The following is a 15,349-nucleotide window of genomic DNA, read 5'->3' on the forward strand; positions in this document are numbered from 1 at the left end:
GATCCGGCCTTCGAGGCGGCATCTTGCCGTCTCTTTGTGCGACTCGCGATCAGAGAATCTCGGACGCGTAGTCGGCGAGCCGCGACCGTTCGCCGCGCGCGAGCGTCACGTGACCGCTGTGCCGCCAACCCTTGAAGCGATCGACGACATAGGTCAGCCCCGAACTGCCTTCGGTCAGATAAGGCGTGTCGATCTGCGCGATATTGCCCAGGCAAATGATCTTCGTGCCCGGACCCGCACGCGTGACGAGCGTCTTCATTTGCTTCGGCGTCAGATTCTGCGCTTCGTCGATGATCACGTACTTGTCGACGAACGTGCGGCCGCGCATGAAGTTCATGCTCTTGACCTTCAACCGCGAACGGATCAGCTCCTGCGTCGCGGCGCGGCCCCATTCGCCGGCCGCATCGTCGGTCTTCTGGAGGACTTCGAGGTTATCGTCGAATGCGCCCATCCATGGCTGCATCTTTTCTTCCTCGGTGCCCGGCAGGAAGCCGATGTCCTCGCCGACCGGCACGGTCGCGCGCGTCACGATGATCTCGTTGTAGCGCTTGTCATCGAGCACTTGCGCGAGCCCTGCGGCGAGCGCCATCAGCGTCTTGCCGGTACCGGCCGAGCCGAGCAGCGTCACAAAATCGACTTCGGGATTCATCAGGAGGTTCAGCGCGAAGTTCTGTTCGCGATTGCGCGCCGTAATACCCCAGACGTTGTTCTTGTGATGACCGTAGTCGCGCAGCGTCTGCAGCAGCGCCGTCTTGCCGTTGATTTCGCGGACTTGCGCGTGAAACGCGGGTTCGCCGTTACGCGGTTCGAGATAGACGAATTCGTTGACGAGCATCGACGGCACGAGCGGCCCGGTCACGCGGTAGTACGTGGTGCCGGTCTTCGTATCCTGCCAGCTCTCCATCCCCTTGCCGTGCTTGCTCCAGAAATCGAGCGGAAGCGACAGCACGCCCGGATAGAGCAGGTCCTTGTCTTCGAGAACCTGGTCGTTGAAATAGTCCTCGGCGGGCAGACCCAGCGCGTGGGCCTTGATCCGCATATTGATGTCTTTCGACACGAGCACGACCTGGCGCTCGGGCTGTTGAGCCTGCAATGCGCGCACGACGCCGAGAATCTGATTGTCGGCCTTGCCTTCGGGCAGGCCTTCGACGGGCGCGATGTCGTTGAGCGTCGTCTGGAAAAACAGGCTGCCCGCCGCTTCGCGGTTGCCGAGCCGCGACAACGGAATGCCTTCGGTCAGCGAGTTCCCCGAATCGGCGACGAGCGCGTCGAGCGTACGGCTGACCTGGCGCGCATTGCGCGCGACTTCGGACATGCCCTTCTTGTGATTGTCGAGTTCCTCGAGCGTCATCATCGGCAGATAGACGTCGTGTTCCTCGAAGCGGAAGAGGCTCGACGGATCGTGCATGAGCACGTTCGTATCGAGCACGAACAATTTGCTCGGCAACGTCTGAGCCTGTTTGCCGCGCGTCGCGCGTTTCCCGGTTGTCGTTGCAGGAGCCTGCGCGGCCGATGCACGCTCGGTGGCCGGTGCGCTTTCGCCGCGTGCGTGGACCGGCGTCAACGCGTCGTCGGCCGTGGCGGGCGAGGGCGCGGCCGGGCGGCCCGTGCGGGCCCGGGCCGTCTTGCTGCGTGGAGAAGACGCATCGGACGCATCGGCGTCGGACGTTTCGCGCTGAGCGCCGCGCGGCGCCGTGTCATCGACGAGACTCGGCGCCGGGGTCAGCAACGCGGCCGTCTGTTTGCCCTTGCTGCCGCGCGCGACGGGCGCCGCAGCGTCCGCGTCGTCTTCAGGCGGCGCGGACGTCGGGACCGCAACCAGGTTCGGCTTCCGGGTACCACGCGCGGCAGGCTTGGCCTTGGCGGTGTACTCGTCCGCGGACAGCATGTCGCCGAGCTTGCTCGGCAGGGTAGGCAAAGGCATGGTGTTCCCTCAGGAATATGGGTCAGCTTGTTGCACCGACCGGTCGCCCGTCGCGCGTCGCGCGCAAGGCGGGCCGGAACGGCGTCGCTCTTGTGGTTGCCGCCTTTTCGCCTAACTCGTCATCGGCCCCTCGATTACGCAAGAAAGTGACACGGAAATCGCGTGCTCCCGCCACGAAACGCGCGCCCTGATACCGCCATTCGAACGTCGTTGAAATGGGTTGCCATCGTCGCGTGCCTGACGCGCGATATCGAGCCCAACGGGGATCGATATCGCGACCGATATCGTGGCCCGTCTTGCAGCGGATATCGGTCTGCAGCGCGTCGCGCGACACGATAGACGCAAGTTCGGTGCCGATCGGAATCCGATGCGTGCGATGCGGCGTCCGCGCCAAAACAAAACGCCGCTTTCCCGTCACGGAAAAAGCGGCGCTGCGGAGGATAGTCAGGGCGGTGCCGGCATCACCTGCACCACGGTCCATCAAGAGAGAGTCGGATTGACAGTCCATCATTGCGAACGACTATAACGCTCCATATCGGCGATGTACAGCGCGGGTACGCGAGCCGCCGCAGCGTAAAAACGACAACTCACGACAACCCGCAACACCCCACGACCACAGCTACAACGCCGAGACGCTCTCGAAGACCTCGTCGATATGGCCGGCCACCTTGACGCCGCGCCATTCGTGCCGCAGCACCCCGTTGCCGTCGATGAGGAAAGTCGAGCGCTCGATGCCGCGCACTTCCTTGCCGTACATCTTTTTCATCTTGATGACCCCGAACAACGCGCACAGCGCTTCGTCGGCATCCGATATCAAGGTAAACGGCAGGTCGAGCTTCGACTTGAAATTCTCGTGGGAACGCAGGCTGTCGCGCGAGACGCCGACGATATCGGCACCCGCGTCGACGAAGGCGTCGTACCGGTCGCGAAAGCCCATCGCCTCGGTCGTGCAGCCCGGCGTGCTGTCTTTCGGATAAAAATAAAGCACGATCGCGCGGCCGCGATGCGCGGACAGACTAAAAGCTTCGCCGGTCGCATCGGCGGTGAAGTCGGGTACGGCTTGGTTGACTGCAACGGACACCGTGGTCTCCTGGTCGTTTCTTGTTGAGCGTTCGCGGCACCGACATGCGATCGACGCTCGGCCGCGAACCGGCTTGCACGCCGTCGTATGTCTCGGCGCGCGCCGATCGAGGCGGGGCGTCGCGACATCGAACGGCGCCCGCCGTGCGCCGTTCAGGGCTGAACGATGAGTTCGCCCGAGCGGCCCGGTACTTCGCCCCACGCGATTTCGGCGTGAGGCACTTGCGCAGGATCCAGCGCAGCATGATAGTCGGCCATCGCGACGAGTTGATGACCTTGCGCGCGCCATCCGTCGAGCAGGCGCTCGAACGACGGCGCGAGCTTCTGTCCTTCGAGTTCCGCGTGCAGCGTAAACACGTGATCGCGATCGTCGGCCGTCAGCGCGAGCAATCGATCGGCGATATTCGATTCGTCGATGCCGTCTACGCCGAGCACTTCGTCGAACGTCGGCAGCGTGGTCGGCATCTGGATGTGGCGCAGCGGCTCGCCGTCGATGCAGGGCCGGTACGGACCGTGACCGCGACCGTCGGACGCATAGAGCATGCCCCATGTATCGATCTGCTCGAACGCGTACGGATTCATTTGCCAACCCGCGGCGCCGTGCGTCGGCGGCGGCGCGCCGAATACTTCCGCGTAGCGCCGGTAGCTCGCGGTCATTTGATCGACGGTCCAGTCCTTGTCGCGCTCGCGAACGTTGTCATGCCAGAGCACGTGGTCCCACGTGTGAATCCCGCATTCGAAACCCGCGTCGCGGATCGCGCGCATCTGCGATGCCGCGCGACGCCCGATATCGGGGCCCGGCAGCAGCACGCCGTACATGAGCGTCTTGATCCCGTAGTGCTCGACGACGGACGTGCGCGACACTTTCTTCAGAAAGCCCGGACGGAACACGCGGCGCAGCGCCCAGCCCGTGTGATCCGGGCCGAGGCTGAACAGGAACGTCGCGCGCGCGCGCGCGCGTTCGAGCATGCGGGCGAGGTTCGGCACGCCCTCGCGCGTGCCGCGCAGCGTGTCGACGTCGATCTTGAGCGCGATGCGGGCCATGCGTGCGTCAGTCGACGAGCGCGCGGGCTTCCGCGACCTGGCCGCGGTAGGCCTCGAAAATCTTACGCAGCGCGACATCCATGCTCGAAGCGGGCTTCCAGCCAAGTTCGTCCATCGTGTTCTGGATCTTCGGGACGCGGTTCTGCACGTCCTGGTAACCCTCGCCGTAGTAGGCGCCCGACGACGTTTCGACGAGCTGCACCTGACCGGCCGTCTCGGCGTATTCGGGGATCTCGCGCGCGAGCTTGAGCATCATGTCGGCGAGTTCGCGGACCGAGAAGTTGTTCGTCGGGTTGCCGATGTTGTAAATCTTGCCGCTCGCGACGCCGTCCTTGTTCTCGATGATCTTCATCAGCGCGCTGATGCCGTCGTCGATATCGGTGAACGCGCGCTTCTGATTGCCGCCGTCGACGAGGCTGATGTTCTTGCCGCGCACGATATTGCCGAGGAACTGCGTGACGACGCGCGAGCTGCCTTCCTTCGGCGTGTAGATCGAATCGAGGCCCGGGCCGATCCAGTTGAACGGGCGGAACAGCGTGAAGTTCAGGCCTTCCATGCCGTAGCCCCAGATCACACGATCCATGAGCTGCTTCGAGCACGCGTAGATCCAGCGCGGCTTGTTGATCGGACCATAGGTCAGCGGCGACGAATCCGGATCGAATTCGGCATCGGGACTCATGCCATAGACTTCCGACGTCGACGGAAACACGAGATGCTTGCCGTACTTGACGGCCGAACGCACGATCGGGAGGTTGGCCTCGAAATCGAGCTCGAACACGCGCAGCGGCTGCTTGACGTACGTCGCGGGGGTGGCGATCGCGACGAGCGGCAGGATCACGTCGCACTTGCGCACGTGATATTCGACCCACTCCTTGTTGATCGTGATGTCACCTTCGAAAAAGTGCATCCGCTCATGCTCGACGAGATCGCCCAGGCGGTCGGTCAACATGTCCATGCCATAGACTTCCCAGTCGGTCGTTTCAAGGATCCGCTTGGAAAGATGATGGCCGATGAAGCCGTTGACGCCGAGGATCAGGACTTTTTTCATGAATGTCGAGGAGAGTGAATAAGGCGGGCGAATGCGGCTGCGTCGATCACGCGGCCCGCGTGCTGGAGTTCGTGGATCACGATCGCACGGCCGTCGCCGCATACGCCAAGGAGCGCATTATCCTCTACCTGCAAGCCGGGCTGCAAATGACGGACGTCCGCGTGCGACAGGCGCGCGCGCGTCACGACGAAACGCATCGTCGCGCCGGCGTCGCCGGGCGGGTTTGTTTGGCTCGTCGGGTCGTCTCTCAGTTGGTCGGTAAACGCGCCCGGATAGGGCGGCGCCACGGCGCGCACGAGGTTGTAGACCTGCTGCGCGGGCTGTGCCCAGTCGATGCGGCCGTCCTCGGGCTTGCGTCCGCCGAAATAGCTGCCTTTCTCGCGTTCGTTCGGCAGCCGCGGCGCGTGGCCCGCCAGCAGCGCGGGCAGAACGTTCCAGAGCGTCTGCTCGGCTGCGACGGTGACCTTGTCGAATACCTGGCCCGCCGTGTCGTCGGGCAGGATCGGCACCGCGGTCTGGCCGATCAGCGCACCCGCGTCGGGCTTGGCCGTCATCTCGTGCAGGGTCGCGCCGGTTTCGGTCTCGCCGTGCAGCACGGCCCAGTTGACGGGCACACGGCCCCGGTACTTCGGCAGCAGCGAGCCGTGCATGTTGTACGCGCCGCGCGGCGCAAGCGCGAGCAGTTCGACGGGCAGCATGTGCCGGTAATACGCCGAAAAAATAAAATCCGGCCGCGCGTCGCGCACGGCGTCGAACAGTTCGGACGACTTCGGATCGGCCGGCGTGATCGCCGGGATCCCATGTTCGGCCGCGACGGCGCGCACGCTGCCGAACCAGATGTTCTCGCTCGGATTGTCTTCGTGCGTGACGACAAGCGCGACGTCGACGCCGCGCGCAAGCAGCACCTCGAGGCAGCGCACGCCGACGTTGTGGTACGCGAAGACGACCGCGCGCGGCGCGGCGACACCGGAAGCGGCGATCTCGGAAGCCGCGGCTCCCGAAGCATCGACGACGGCCGTCATGGGCGGCTCCCGCTGCGCGGCGACGTGAACGGCGCGTTGGCGGCATCCGCGTCGCGAGGGCGGGCCGGGTCGAATGCGCCGGGCGCTTCGTGTGTGTCGTGCATCGCCTGCGCGCCATGCTGCGCGTTCGCCGAGGCGCGTTCGTCGAGCACCGCCGCGATCAGGTAGCGGGGCCGCGCGCGGACCTGCTGGTAGATCCGGCCGATGTACTCGCCGAGCAAGCCGAGCGCGAACAGGATCACGCCGAGCAGGAAGAACGTGATCGCGAACAGCGTGAACACGCCCTGAACTTCGGCGCCGACGATGAAGCGCCGGATCAGCAACAGCAGGAACAGGCTCGCGGAGCCGGCCGAGAGCACGACGCCGATAAACGACAACCACTGGAGCGGCACGACCGAGAAGCCCGTCACGAGGTCGAAGTTCAGCCGGATCAGGCTGTAGAGCGAATACTTCGATTCGCCCGCGAAGCGCTCCTCGTGCGCGACCTCGATCTCGACGGGATTCTGCGCGAACGTGTAGGCGAGCGCCGGGATAAACGTATTGACCTCGCCGCAGCGATTGATCGTCTCGATGATGCGGCGGCTGTACGCGCGCAGCATGCAGCCTTGATCGGTCATCTTGATCCGCGTGATGCGTTCGCGCAGGCGATTCATCGCGCGCGAGGCCTTGCGGCGGAAGAACGTGTCCTGGCGCTGGCGCCGGATCGTGCCGACGTAATCGTACCCTTCGCGCATCTTCGCGATCAGATTGCCGATTTCCTCGGGCGGATTCTGGAGATCCGCGTCGAGCGTCACGACGATCTCGCCCGTCGATTGCTCGAAACCCGCGAGGATCGCCATGTGCTGGCCGTAGTTGCCGTTGAGCAGCACGACGCGCGTGACGTCGGGGCGCACACGGCACTGGTCGGCGAGCATCGCCGCCGAGCGGTCGCGGCTGCCGTCGTTGACGAACAGGATCTCGTAGCTGCACGACAACGCGTCGAGCGCCGGGTAGAGCCGCGCGAACAACGCGCCCAGACCCGCCTCTTCGTTGAAGATCGGGATCACGATCGAGACATCGGGATGCAGAGTGGCGGTCATGACGTGCGGCGCTCGCAGATGTCGTTGACGGCAGCGACGACGCGATCGACGTCGGCGTCGCTGAGCTGTGTGAACAAGGGCAGCGTCACGATCGACGCGCCGACACGCTCGGTATGCGGGAACATGCCGGGACCGAAACCGCGCTCGCGGTAGAGCTTGAACAGGTGGATCGGCGGATAGTGCACGCCGCTCGCGATGCCGCGATCCTTGAGCGCGCTCATGAAGTCCGCGCGCGTCATCCGGAGCCTCTCGAGCGGCAACACGATCTGGAACATGTGCCAGTTCGAGTTTTCGAAGTCGGCGACGGGCAGTTCGACCCCCGCGCGCACGGCCGCGCCGTCGCGCAGGCCGTCGAAATAGCGGCGCGCGATGACACGGCGGCGCGCCGTGAATTCGGCGATGCGCGCGAGCTGTCCGAGTCCGACGCGCGCGGCGACGTCGGTCAGATTGAATTTGCCGCCGAGCACGTCGACTTCCATGCCGTCGAAGCCCGTGCGCGTGACGCCCTGGAGCCGATATTTCTCGGCGAGCCGCGCTTCGTCGGCGTTGTTGAGGACCAGCGCGCCGCCTTCGATCGACGTCAGGTTCTTGTTCGCGTGGAAGCTGAACGACACGATGTCGCCGAGCGCGCCGATGCGCTTGCCGCCCCACGATGCGCCGAATGCTTGGGCGGCGTCCTCGATGACGCGCAGCCGGTAGTGTTGCGCAATCGCGTAGAGGCGGTCCATATCGACGGGCAGGCCCGCGAGAAACACCGGGATCACGGCCTTCGTGCGCGGCGTGATGCTGGCTTCGAGGCGGTCGAGGTCGATATTGCGCGTGACGGGGTCGATGTCGGCGAACACAGGCGTCGCGCCGACCTCATAGATCACGTTGCTCGTCGAGACCCACGAGAGCGGCGTCGTGATGACTTCGTCGCCGGGACCGACGCCGGCAATGCGCAGGCCGATCTCGAGCGTCGCCGTGCCCGAGTTGAACGTACGCACGGGGCGGCCGCCGACGTAGTCGGACAGCGCCGCCTCGAACTTCTGATTCTGGGGACCCGTCGTGATCCAGCCCGAGCGCAGCACATCGACGACGCCCGCGATGGTTTCCTCGTCGATATCGGGTTTCACGAAAGGAATGAATGGCTCGCTCATGGTTTCCGAGTCTGCTTCTGATGAGTAATGACGGGCGAGGCCCGGGGCGCGCGCAGCGTCAGCTGCGCGTGAGCACGACGACACCGATCAGAATGATCGCAATGCCCGCGAGGCGCTGGGCCGTCAGCACTTCGCCGAACAGATACCACGCGAGGAACGCATTGACGACGTAGCCGAGCGACAGCATCGGGTAGGCGATCGACACGTCGACGCGCGACAGGCCGACGATCCAGACGCCGACGCTGATCACGTAGCAGGCGAGTCCGCCGATGATCGGCCACTGCGTGGCGATGCGCCAGCCGACGGGCACGATGTTCGCGACAGTGAAGTCGAAATGGCCGACCGCGCGCACGCCGGCCTTGAGCAGCAGTTGGGCGCCGGCATTGAGCGCGACGCCGATCAGGATACAGGTCAGGGAAATCGGGTTCATGAATTCGGTTTTTCGACCACGACGCGCCGGCTGTCGCGCGCGATCACGGTCATCGGTACACCGTCCTTTGCAAGCTCGGTATAGGTTTCCGGCGACATCAGCGCAAGCGCGGCGTGATCCGCGTTCCAACGCTGCTTCCAGGCGTCGACGGTCGGGACCCACTTCTGCGGTTCGACGGACACGCCGTAGGCCAGTTCATCGGCGCTCTCGACCATGATCGTCGTATGGCCCGCATAGAACGGAATCGTGTGATCGAGCCCCCGGACCGCGTAGAACGGGGTGTCGGCCGGCAACTTCGCGAGCGCGGCGCGGATGGCCGGCGCAAGCTGCGCGCCCGATCGTTGTACGGCAAACACTTCATAACCATTGCCCGCGATGCTGATCAGCAGCACCCAGGCGGCGGCGAAGATTACCAGCGCCGGGCCGGTTGCGCCAGTGCGGGATGCGCGCAGCCGCACGAGCGCGAGTCCGATCGCGAGCAGCCCGACGACGAGCGCCGCGTAGACCCAGATCAGATAGGCCCGGTAGAGCGCGTTCGGCGTGCGCGCGTCGCCGGCGCGCAGCAAGGCGAGCGCGCCGAAGCAGCCGACCACGAGCAGCACCGCGTAGGCGACGAAGTGCCGATGGAGCTGCGGGCGTTCGACGTGCGGCAGATAGAGTCCGATCAGCAACGCGATCGCGGGCGCGACGGGCAGCACGTACGACAGCAGCTTCGAATGCGAAACGCTGAAGAAAAGGAAAATGAAAGCCGCCCAGACTAGCAGCAGCAGAACCGGCGAGAAGCCGTTGTTCTGGCGCTGCAGCCGCACGGCGTATCGCACGCTTTGCCCGGTGAGCGACAGCCACGGCAGGAAGCCGATCAGCAGCACGGGCACGAAGTAATAGATCGGACCGGGCCGGTTCTGCGCGGGCGTCAGATAGCGCTCGAACTGCTGAACGATGAAGAAGAAGTTCAGGAATCCGGGGTTGCGCTGCTCGACGAGCACGAACCACGGCACGCTGATCGCGAAGAAGATCACGAGGCCGCTGCCGAGGTACAGCCGTTTCCAGAGCGCCCAGTCGCGCGCGATCAGCGTGTAGAGCACGAGCACCGCGCCCGGCAGGATCACGCCGACGAGGCCCTTCGACAGCACGGCGAGCGCCATCGACGCCCAGCACGCCCACATCCAGAATCGCTGCTTCCACGGCGCGAGGTGCGCGCGCTGCGCGAGCAGCAGCGTGCACAGCGTGACCTGCATCCAGAACGACAGCCCCATGTCGAGCGTGTCGAAGTGCCCCATGCTGAACCAGTACGGCGAGGCCGCGAGCGCGAGCGCCGCGAAGAATCCGACCGACCGATTGAACACGCGCGTGCCCGTGAAGCCGAGCACGAGGATGCCGACAAAGCCCGTGAGCGCCGTGTAGAGTCGCGCCTGCCAGGCGCCGATGCCGAACATCGCGTACGTCAGCGCATTCGCCCAGGTTTGCAGCGGCGGTTTTTCGAAATATTTGAGTCCGTTGTAGCGCGGCGTAATCCAGTCGTGCGTGACGAACATTTCGCGCGCCATCTCGGCGTAGCGGCCTTCGTCGCTCGGCACGAGATGACGGTAGTCGAGCGGGGCGAACCAGAGGACCGCGAAGGCGACGAGCAGCAGGAACAGCGCCCCGCGCGACAGGAACTGACGTTCAGTCGTATCGAACATGGGGTCAGGACGCCTCGACGAGAATCGCGGCGACCACGCGGCGGTCTTCCTGCATGAGGATGTTGTACGTGCGGCACGCGGCGCCGCTGTCCATCGCCTCGACGCCGATGCCGCGCTTCATGAGCGCGGCCGTCAGGCGCGGATGGGGAAATCGGATCTTCGAGCCCGTGCCGAGCAGCACGACTTCGGGTGCGCCGTCGGCGAGCATCTCGAAGAGTTCGGGCGTCAGCGATTCGAATGCCTCGACGGGCCACGCGCGCACGGGGCCCTCGGGCGCGACGATCACACTGCCGGTATGGCGCTGCAGATTGATGTCGACATAGCCGTCGCCGTGGGCGGTGATGGTGTTGGTCGTCGGTGACGTTTCCTGGCTCAGTTTCAAGGCAAAAATCCCAAAGAGGCGATAACCCGCGAAAGACGGGCCGGCGAGACGACTCAAACAGACGACCCGGCAAGACGATCCAGCAAGGCGATCCAGCAAGGCGATCCAAACGGACGGACCGACGCGGCGGGCCGACGAGGCGGCGAAGCGTGTCATAATCGCTCGGACCACGATTTTAACCGGTGCCTGCCCGTGAAGCCCATCCTCAAGTCGAACAAGCTGCTCAACGTCTGCTACGACATCCGCGGTCCCGTGCTCGACCACGCCAAGCGTCTCGAAGAAGAAGGTCACCGGATCATCAAGCTCAATATCGGCAATCTCGCGCCGTTCGGCTTCGAGGCGCCTGACGAAATCGTCCAGGACATGATCCGCAATCTGCCCGCGTCGTCGGGCTATTCGGACTCGAAGGGGGTCTTCGCCGCGCGCAAGGCGATCATGCATTACGCGCAGGAGAAGCGGATCGCGGGCGTCGATCTCGACGATATCTACATCGGCAACGGCGCGTCGGAACTCATCGTGATGTCGATGCAGGCGCTGCTCAACGAGGGCGACGAAGTCCTGATCCCGGCGCCCGACTATCCGCTGTGGACCGCGGCCGTCTCGCTGTCGTCGGGCAAGCCCGTGCATTACGTCTGCGACGAATCGAACGACTGGCTGCCCGATCTCGACGATATCCGGCGCAAGATCACGCCGAATACGCGCGCGATCGTCGTCATCAATCCGAACAATCCGACCGGTGCGCTTTATCCGGAGTCCGTGCTCCTCGAAATCATCGAGATCGCGCGCCGCAACCAACTGATCATTTACGCCGACGAGATTTACGACAAGATCGTCTACGACGGCGAGACGCATACGTCGATCGGCGCGCTCGCCGACGACGTGCTGACCATCACGTTCAACGGCCTCTCGAAGGCCTACCGGTCCTGCGGTTATCGCGCGGGCTGGATGATCGTGTCGGGCGACAAGCGCGGCGCGAAAGACTATATCGAGGGGCTGAACATCCTCTCGTCGATGCGGCTGTGTCCGAACGTACCCGGGCAATACGCGATACAGACCGCATTAGGCGGCCACCAGAGCATCAACGATCTGATCGTTCCGGGCGGGCGCCTGTACCGGCAGCGCGAGCTGGCTCACCAACTGCTGACGGCCATTCCGGGCGTCACGTGCGTGAAGCCGAAGGCGGCGTTGTATATGTTCCCGAAACTCGATCCGGTCATGTACCCGATCGAGGACGACCAGCAATTCATCCTCGAACTGCTGCTCGAAGAACGCGTGCTGCTCGTGCAGGGCACGGGCTTCAACTGGACGCGTCCCGACCATTTCCGCGTCGTGTTCCTGCCCAATGTCGACGACCTGACCGAATCGATCAATCGCATCGCACGGTTCCTCGACGGTTACCGGAAGCGTCATGCCCGGCCGTTGCGCGCAGTCGTCGCTTCAAACCAATAGACTCAAGTTCGATGGAATCACTCAAAATTGGCCTGCTGGGTTTCGGCACGGTCGGCAAGGGGACGTATGACGTCCTCAAACGCAATCAAGAAGAAATCAAGCGCCGCGCGGGGCGCGGCATTGAGGTCACGCGAATCGCCGTGCGCGATGTCGCGAAGGCGCGCGCCGGGCTCGGCGACGACGCGGCGCGCGTGCCCGTCGATGCCGACAGCGCCGCGCTCGTCGACGATCCGAATGTCGATATCGTCGTCGAGACGATCGGGGGCACGGGCATTGCGCGCGAGCTTGTGCTGCGCGCGATTCGCAACGGCAAGCATGTCGTGACGGCGAACAAGGCGCTGCTCGCCGTGCACGGCAGCGAAATTTTCGAAGCGGCAAGCACGCGCGGCGTCATGGTCGCGTTCGAGGCGGCCGTCGCCGGCGGCGTGCCGATCATCAAGGCCCTGCGCGAAGGCCTCACGGCGAACCGGATTCAGTGGATCGCGGGCATCATCAACGGCACGACGAACTTCATCCTGTCGTCGATGCGCGAGCGCGGCGTCGATTTCGCGACCGCGCTGGCCGACGCGCAGCGTCTCGGCTATGCCGAAGCCGATCCGACGTTCGATATCGAAGGCGTCGACGCGGCGCACAAGGTCACGATCATGAGCGCGATCGCGTTCGGCGTGCCCGTGCAGTTCGACCGCGCGCACGTCGAAGGCATCAGCGCGCTGAACTCGATCGACATCCGCTATGCCGAGGAACTCGGCTACCGGATCAAGCTGCTCGGTATCGCGCGTCGCGCGGCGAGCGGCATCGAACTGCGCGTGCATCCGACGCTGATTCCGTCGAAGCGTCTGATCGCGAACGTCGAGGGCGCGATGAACGCGGTCGTCGTGCAAGGCGACGCGGTCGGCTCGACGCTCTATTACGGCAAGGGCGCGGGCGCCGAGCCGACGGCGTCGGCCGTCGTGGCCGACCTCGTCGACGTCACGCGGCTGCATACGGCCGACCCGCACAATCGCGTACCGCATCTCGCGTTCCAGCCCGAGAGTCTGTCGGACACGCCGATCCTGCCGATCGACGAGATCACGAGCAGCTACTACCTGCGGCTGCGCGTCGCGGACGTCACGGGCGTACTCGCGAACATCACGCGCATTCTCGCGGACCGCGATATCTCGATCGAAGCGCTGCTTCAGAAGGAATCCGAGGAAGTCGGCGCGGCTGGACGTAACGAGACGGACATCGTGCTGCTCACGCACGAGACCGTCGAGAAGAACATCAACGACGCGATCGCGAAGATCGAGGCGCTCGACACGGTCAAGGGCGCGGTCACGCGTCTGCGCATGGAGTCGATGAACTGATCATGAACTACATTTCGACCCGAGGCGCCGGGGCAGGCGAGCGTCACACGTTTTCCGACATCCTGCTCGGCGGTCTCGCGAAGGACGGCGGACTCTATCTGCCGAGCGAATATCCGCGCGTGAGCGCGGACGAACTCGCGCGCTGGCGCACGCTGTCGTACGCGGATCTCGCGTTCGAAGTCCTGCGCAAGTTCTGCGACGACATCCCCGAGGATGAACTGCATGCGCTCGTGCGCCGGACCTATCGCGCCGACGTCTACGCGAATGCGCGCGGCGGCGATGCGGCGCATGCCGGACGCGCGGCCGAGATCACGCCGCTGCACGCGCTCGGCGTCGAGAACGGCGCGCCGCTGTCGCTGCTCGAGCTCTCGAACGGTCCGACGCTCGCGTTCAAGGACATGGCGATGCAACTGCTCGGCAATCTGTTCGAGTACACGCTCGCGAAGACCGGTCAGCATCTGAATATTCTCGGCGCGACGTCGGGCGACACGGGCAGCGCCGCCGAGTACGCGATGCGCGGCAAGCACGGCGTGCGTGTGTTCATGCTGTCGCCGAACCGCAAGATGAGCGCGTTCCAGACCGCGCAGATGTACAGCCTGCAGGACGAGAACATCTTCAATCTGGCCGTCGAAGGCGTCTTCGACGACGCGCAGGACATCGTCAAGGCCGTCTCGAACGATCATGCGTTCAAGGCGCGTTATGCGATCGGCACGGTCAACTCGATCAATTGGGCGCGCGTTGTCGCCCAGGTCGTCTATTACTTCCGCGGCTATTTCGCGGCGACGCGCGAGCAGCACGTCGACGCATCGACCGCGCTCGCCGACTGGCCGAAGGTCTCGTTCACGGTGCCGTCGGGCAACTTCGGCAACGTCTGCGCCGGACATATCGCGCGCATGATGGGCCTGCCGATTCACCGGCTCGTCGTCGCGACGAACGAGAACGACGTGCTCGACGAGTTTTTCCGCACGGGCGTTTATCGTGTGCGCGGCGCGGCCGAGACGTTCCATACGACGAGTCCGAGCATGGACATCTCGAAGGCGTCGAACTTCGAACGCTTCATCTACGATTTGCTCGGGCGCGACCCGGCGCGCGTGCGCGCGTTGTTTCACGATGTCGAGACGCAAGGCGGCTTTGATCTCGCGAAGAGCGGCGATTTCGCGCGCGTCGCGCAGTTCGGTTTCGTCTCGGGACGCAGCACGCATGCCGTGCGGATCTCGACGATTCGCGACATCTGGGATCGCTACGCGACGATGATCGATACGCATACGGCCGACGGCGTGTCGGTCGCGCGTCAGTATCTCGAACCCGGCATTCCGATGGTCGTGCTCGAAACGGCGCAGCCGATCAAGTTCGGCGAGACGATCCGCGAAGCGCTCGATCGCGAAGCGGTGCGTCCGCCGGCGTTTGAAGGGCTCGAGGCCTTGCCGCAGCGCTTCGAGGTCTTGCCGGCCGATGCGCAGCGCGTCAAGGACTACATCGTCGCGCATACTGCGTGACAATGACGGCAATCCGCGCGCGGCGGGATTGCCTCGAATCCGAACGGCCAGGGAACGCGCAGATGTGCGTTTCCTGGCCGTGTCGTTTGCGGATGCCGCCGATGTTGGAGAAGCCGCGGACGTTGTTGTGGTTGCCTCGGACGTCGTAGCCGTCGCGGGCGCCGTGGCCCCGATGGCGGCGTGCGGTGAACGGGCTCGTCGTCGCGGCCGCGCGAATCGCCGCAGCCGCAC

At 64.7% G+C, this 15,349-nt stretch carries 14 protein-coding genes; 3 read left to right on the forward strand and 11 right to left on the reverse strand.

Going from position 1 to position 15,349, the window contains the following annotated elements; genetic code table 11:
• Positions 1-49 precede the first annotated feature (49 nt).
• From D7S86_RS14210 to D7S86_RS14260, 11 genes are all read right to left on the reverse strand, one after another.
• On the reverse strand, positions 50-1,924 hold the full coding sequence (locus D7S86_RS14210; protein ID WP_121087477.1) for a PhoH family protein: 1,875 nt from the start codon (positions 1,922-1,924) through the stop codon (positions 50-52).
• A gap of 22 nt (positions 1,925-1,946) precedes the next feature.
• On the reverse strand, positions 1,947-2,405 hold the full coding sequence (locus D7S86_RS14215) for a hypothetical protein (RefSeq protein ID WP_147432329.1): 459 nt from the start codon (positions 2,403-2,405) through the stop codon (positions 1,947-1,949).
• Positions 2,406-2,543: 138 nt separating this feature from the next.
• Entirely contained in the window at positions 2,544-3,005 is a 462-nt protein-coding gene (locus D7S86_RS14220; RefSeq protein ID WP_121087479.1) for a peroxiredoxin, read from the reverse strand.
• A gap of 152 nt (positions 3,006-3,157) precedes the next feature.
• Positions 3,158-4,048 (reverse strand): polysaccharide deacetylase family protein, encoded by an 891-nt coding sequence (locus tag D7S86_RS14225; protein WP_121087480.1) that lies wholly within the window; start codon positions 4,046-4,048, stop codon positions 3,158-3,160.
• Positions 4,049-4,055: 7 nt separating this feature from the next.
• Positions 4,056-5,096 carry a bifunctional UDP-4-keto-pentose/UDP-xylose synthase gene (locus tag D7S86_RS14230; protein WP_121087481.1) on the reverse strand — a complete coding sequence of 347 codons (1,041 nt, stop codon included), beginning with the start codon at positions 5,094-5,096 and terminating at the stop codon, positions 4,056-4,058.
• Positions 5,093-6,118 carry a formyltransferase gene (locus D7S86_RS14235; RefSeq protein WP_121087482.1) on the reverse strand — a complete coding sequence of 342 codons (1,026 nt, stop codon included), beginning with the start codon at positions 6,116-6,118 and terminating at the stop codon, positions 5,093-5,095. The genes D7S86_RS14230 and D7S86_RS14235 overlap by 4 nt, the downstream gene beginning before the upstream one ends.
• The gene (locus D7S86_RS14240; RefSeq protein WP_121087483.1) at positions 6,115-7,197 is read right to left on the reverse strand and encodes a glycosyltransferase; all 1,083 of its coding nucleotides are present in this window, start codon (positions 7,195-7,197) and stop codon (positions 6,115-6,117) included. The genes D7S86_RS14235 and D7S86_RS14240 overlap by 4 nt, the downstream gene beginning before the upstream one ends.
• Positions 7,194-8,336 carry a DegT/DnrJ/EryC1/StrS family aminotransferase gene (locus D7S86_RS14245; RefSeq protein ID WP_121087484.1) on the reverse strand — a complete coding sequence of 381 codons (1,143 nt, stop codon included), beginning with the start codon at positions 8,334-8,336 and terminating at the stop codon, positions 7,194-7,196. Before D7S86_RS14245 ends, D7S86_RS14240 begins: the two co-directional genes overlap by 4 nt.
• Before the next feature lie 58 nt (positions 8,337-8,394).
• Positions 8,395-8,766: a DMT family transporter gene (locus D7S86_RS14250; protein ID WP_121087485.1), complete on the reverse strand. Its 372-nt coding sequence runs from the start codon at positions 8,764-8,766 to the stop codon at positions 8,395-8,397.
• On the reverse strand, positions 8,763-10,448 hold the full coding sequence (locus tag D7S86_RS14255) for a glycosyltransferase family 39 protein (RefSeq protein ID WP_121087486.1): 1,686 nt from the start codon (positions 10,446-10,448) through the stop codon (positions 8,763-8,765). The genes D7S86_RS14250 and D7S86_RS14255 overlap by 4 nt, the downstream gene beginning before the upstream one ends.
• A gap of 4 nt (positions 10,449-10,452) precedes the next feature.
• Positions 10,453-10,830, reverse strand: coding sequence for an Mth938-like domain-containing protein (locus D7S86_RS14260; protein WP_240648143.1), 378 nt, complete (start codon positions 10,828-10,830; stop codon positions 10,453-10,455).
• Between the two features lie 192 nt (positions 10,831-11,022).
• On the opposite strand from D7S86_RS14260, the gene D7S86_RS14265 reads away from it, so the two are divergent.
• Genes D7S86_RS14265 through thrC form a run of 3 tightly spaced genes read left to right on the forward strand, consistent with a single transcriptional unit; the run spans position 11,023 to position 15,118 of the window.
• Positions 11,023-12,279 (forward strand): pyridoxal phosphate-dependent aminotransferase, encoded by a 1,257-nt coding sequence (locus tag D7S86_RS14265; RefSeq protein WP_166444127.1) that lies wholly within the window; start codon positions 11,023-11,025, stop codon positions 12,277-12,279.
• An 11-nt stretch (positions 12,280-12,290) separates the two neighbouring features.
• Entirely contained in the window at positions 12,291-13,622 is a 1,332-nt protein-coding gene (locus tag D7S86_RS14270) for a homoserine dehydrogenase (protein ID WP_121087489.1), read from the forward strand.
• 2 nt (positions 13,623-13,624) lie between these two features.
• Positions 13,625-15,118, forward strand: a complete 1,494-nt coding sequence (gene thrC, locus D7S86_RS14275) for a threonine synthase (protein WP_121087490.1) — start codon at positions 13,625-13,627, stop codon at positions 15,116-15,118.
• Positions 15,119-15,349 lie beyond the last annotated feature (231 nt).

It is taken from the genome of Pararobbsia silviterrae (assembly GCF_003628125.1).
In the GTDB taxonomy this organism is placed as follows: Bacteria; Pseudomonadota; Gammaproteobacteria; order Burkholderiales; family Burkholderiaceae; genus Pararobbsia; species Pararobbsia silviterrae.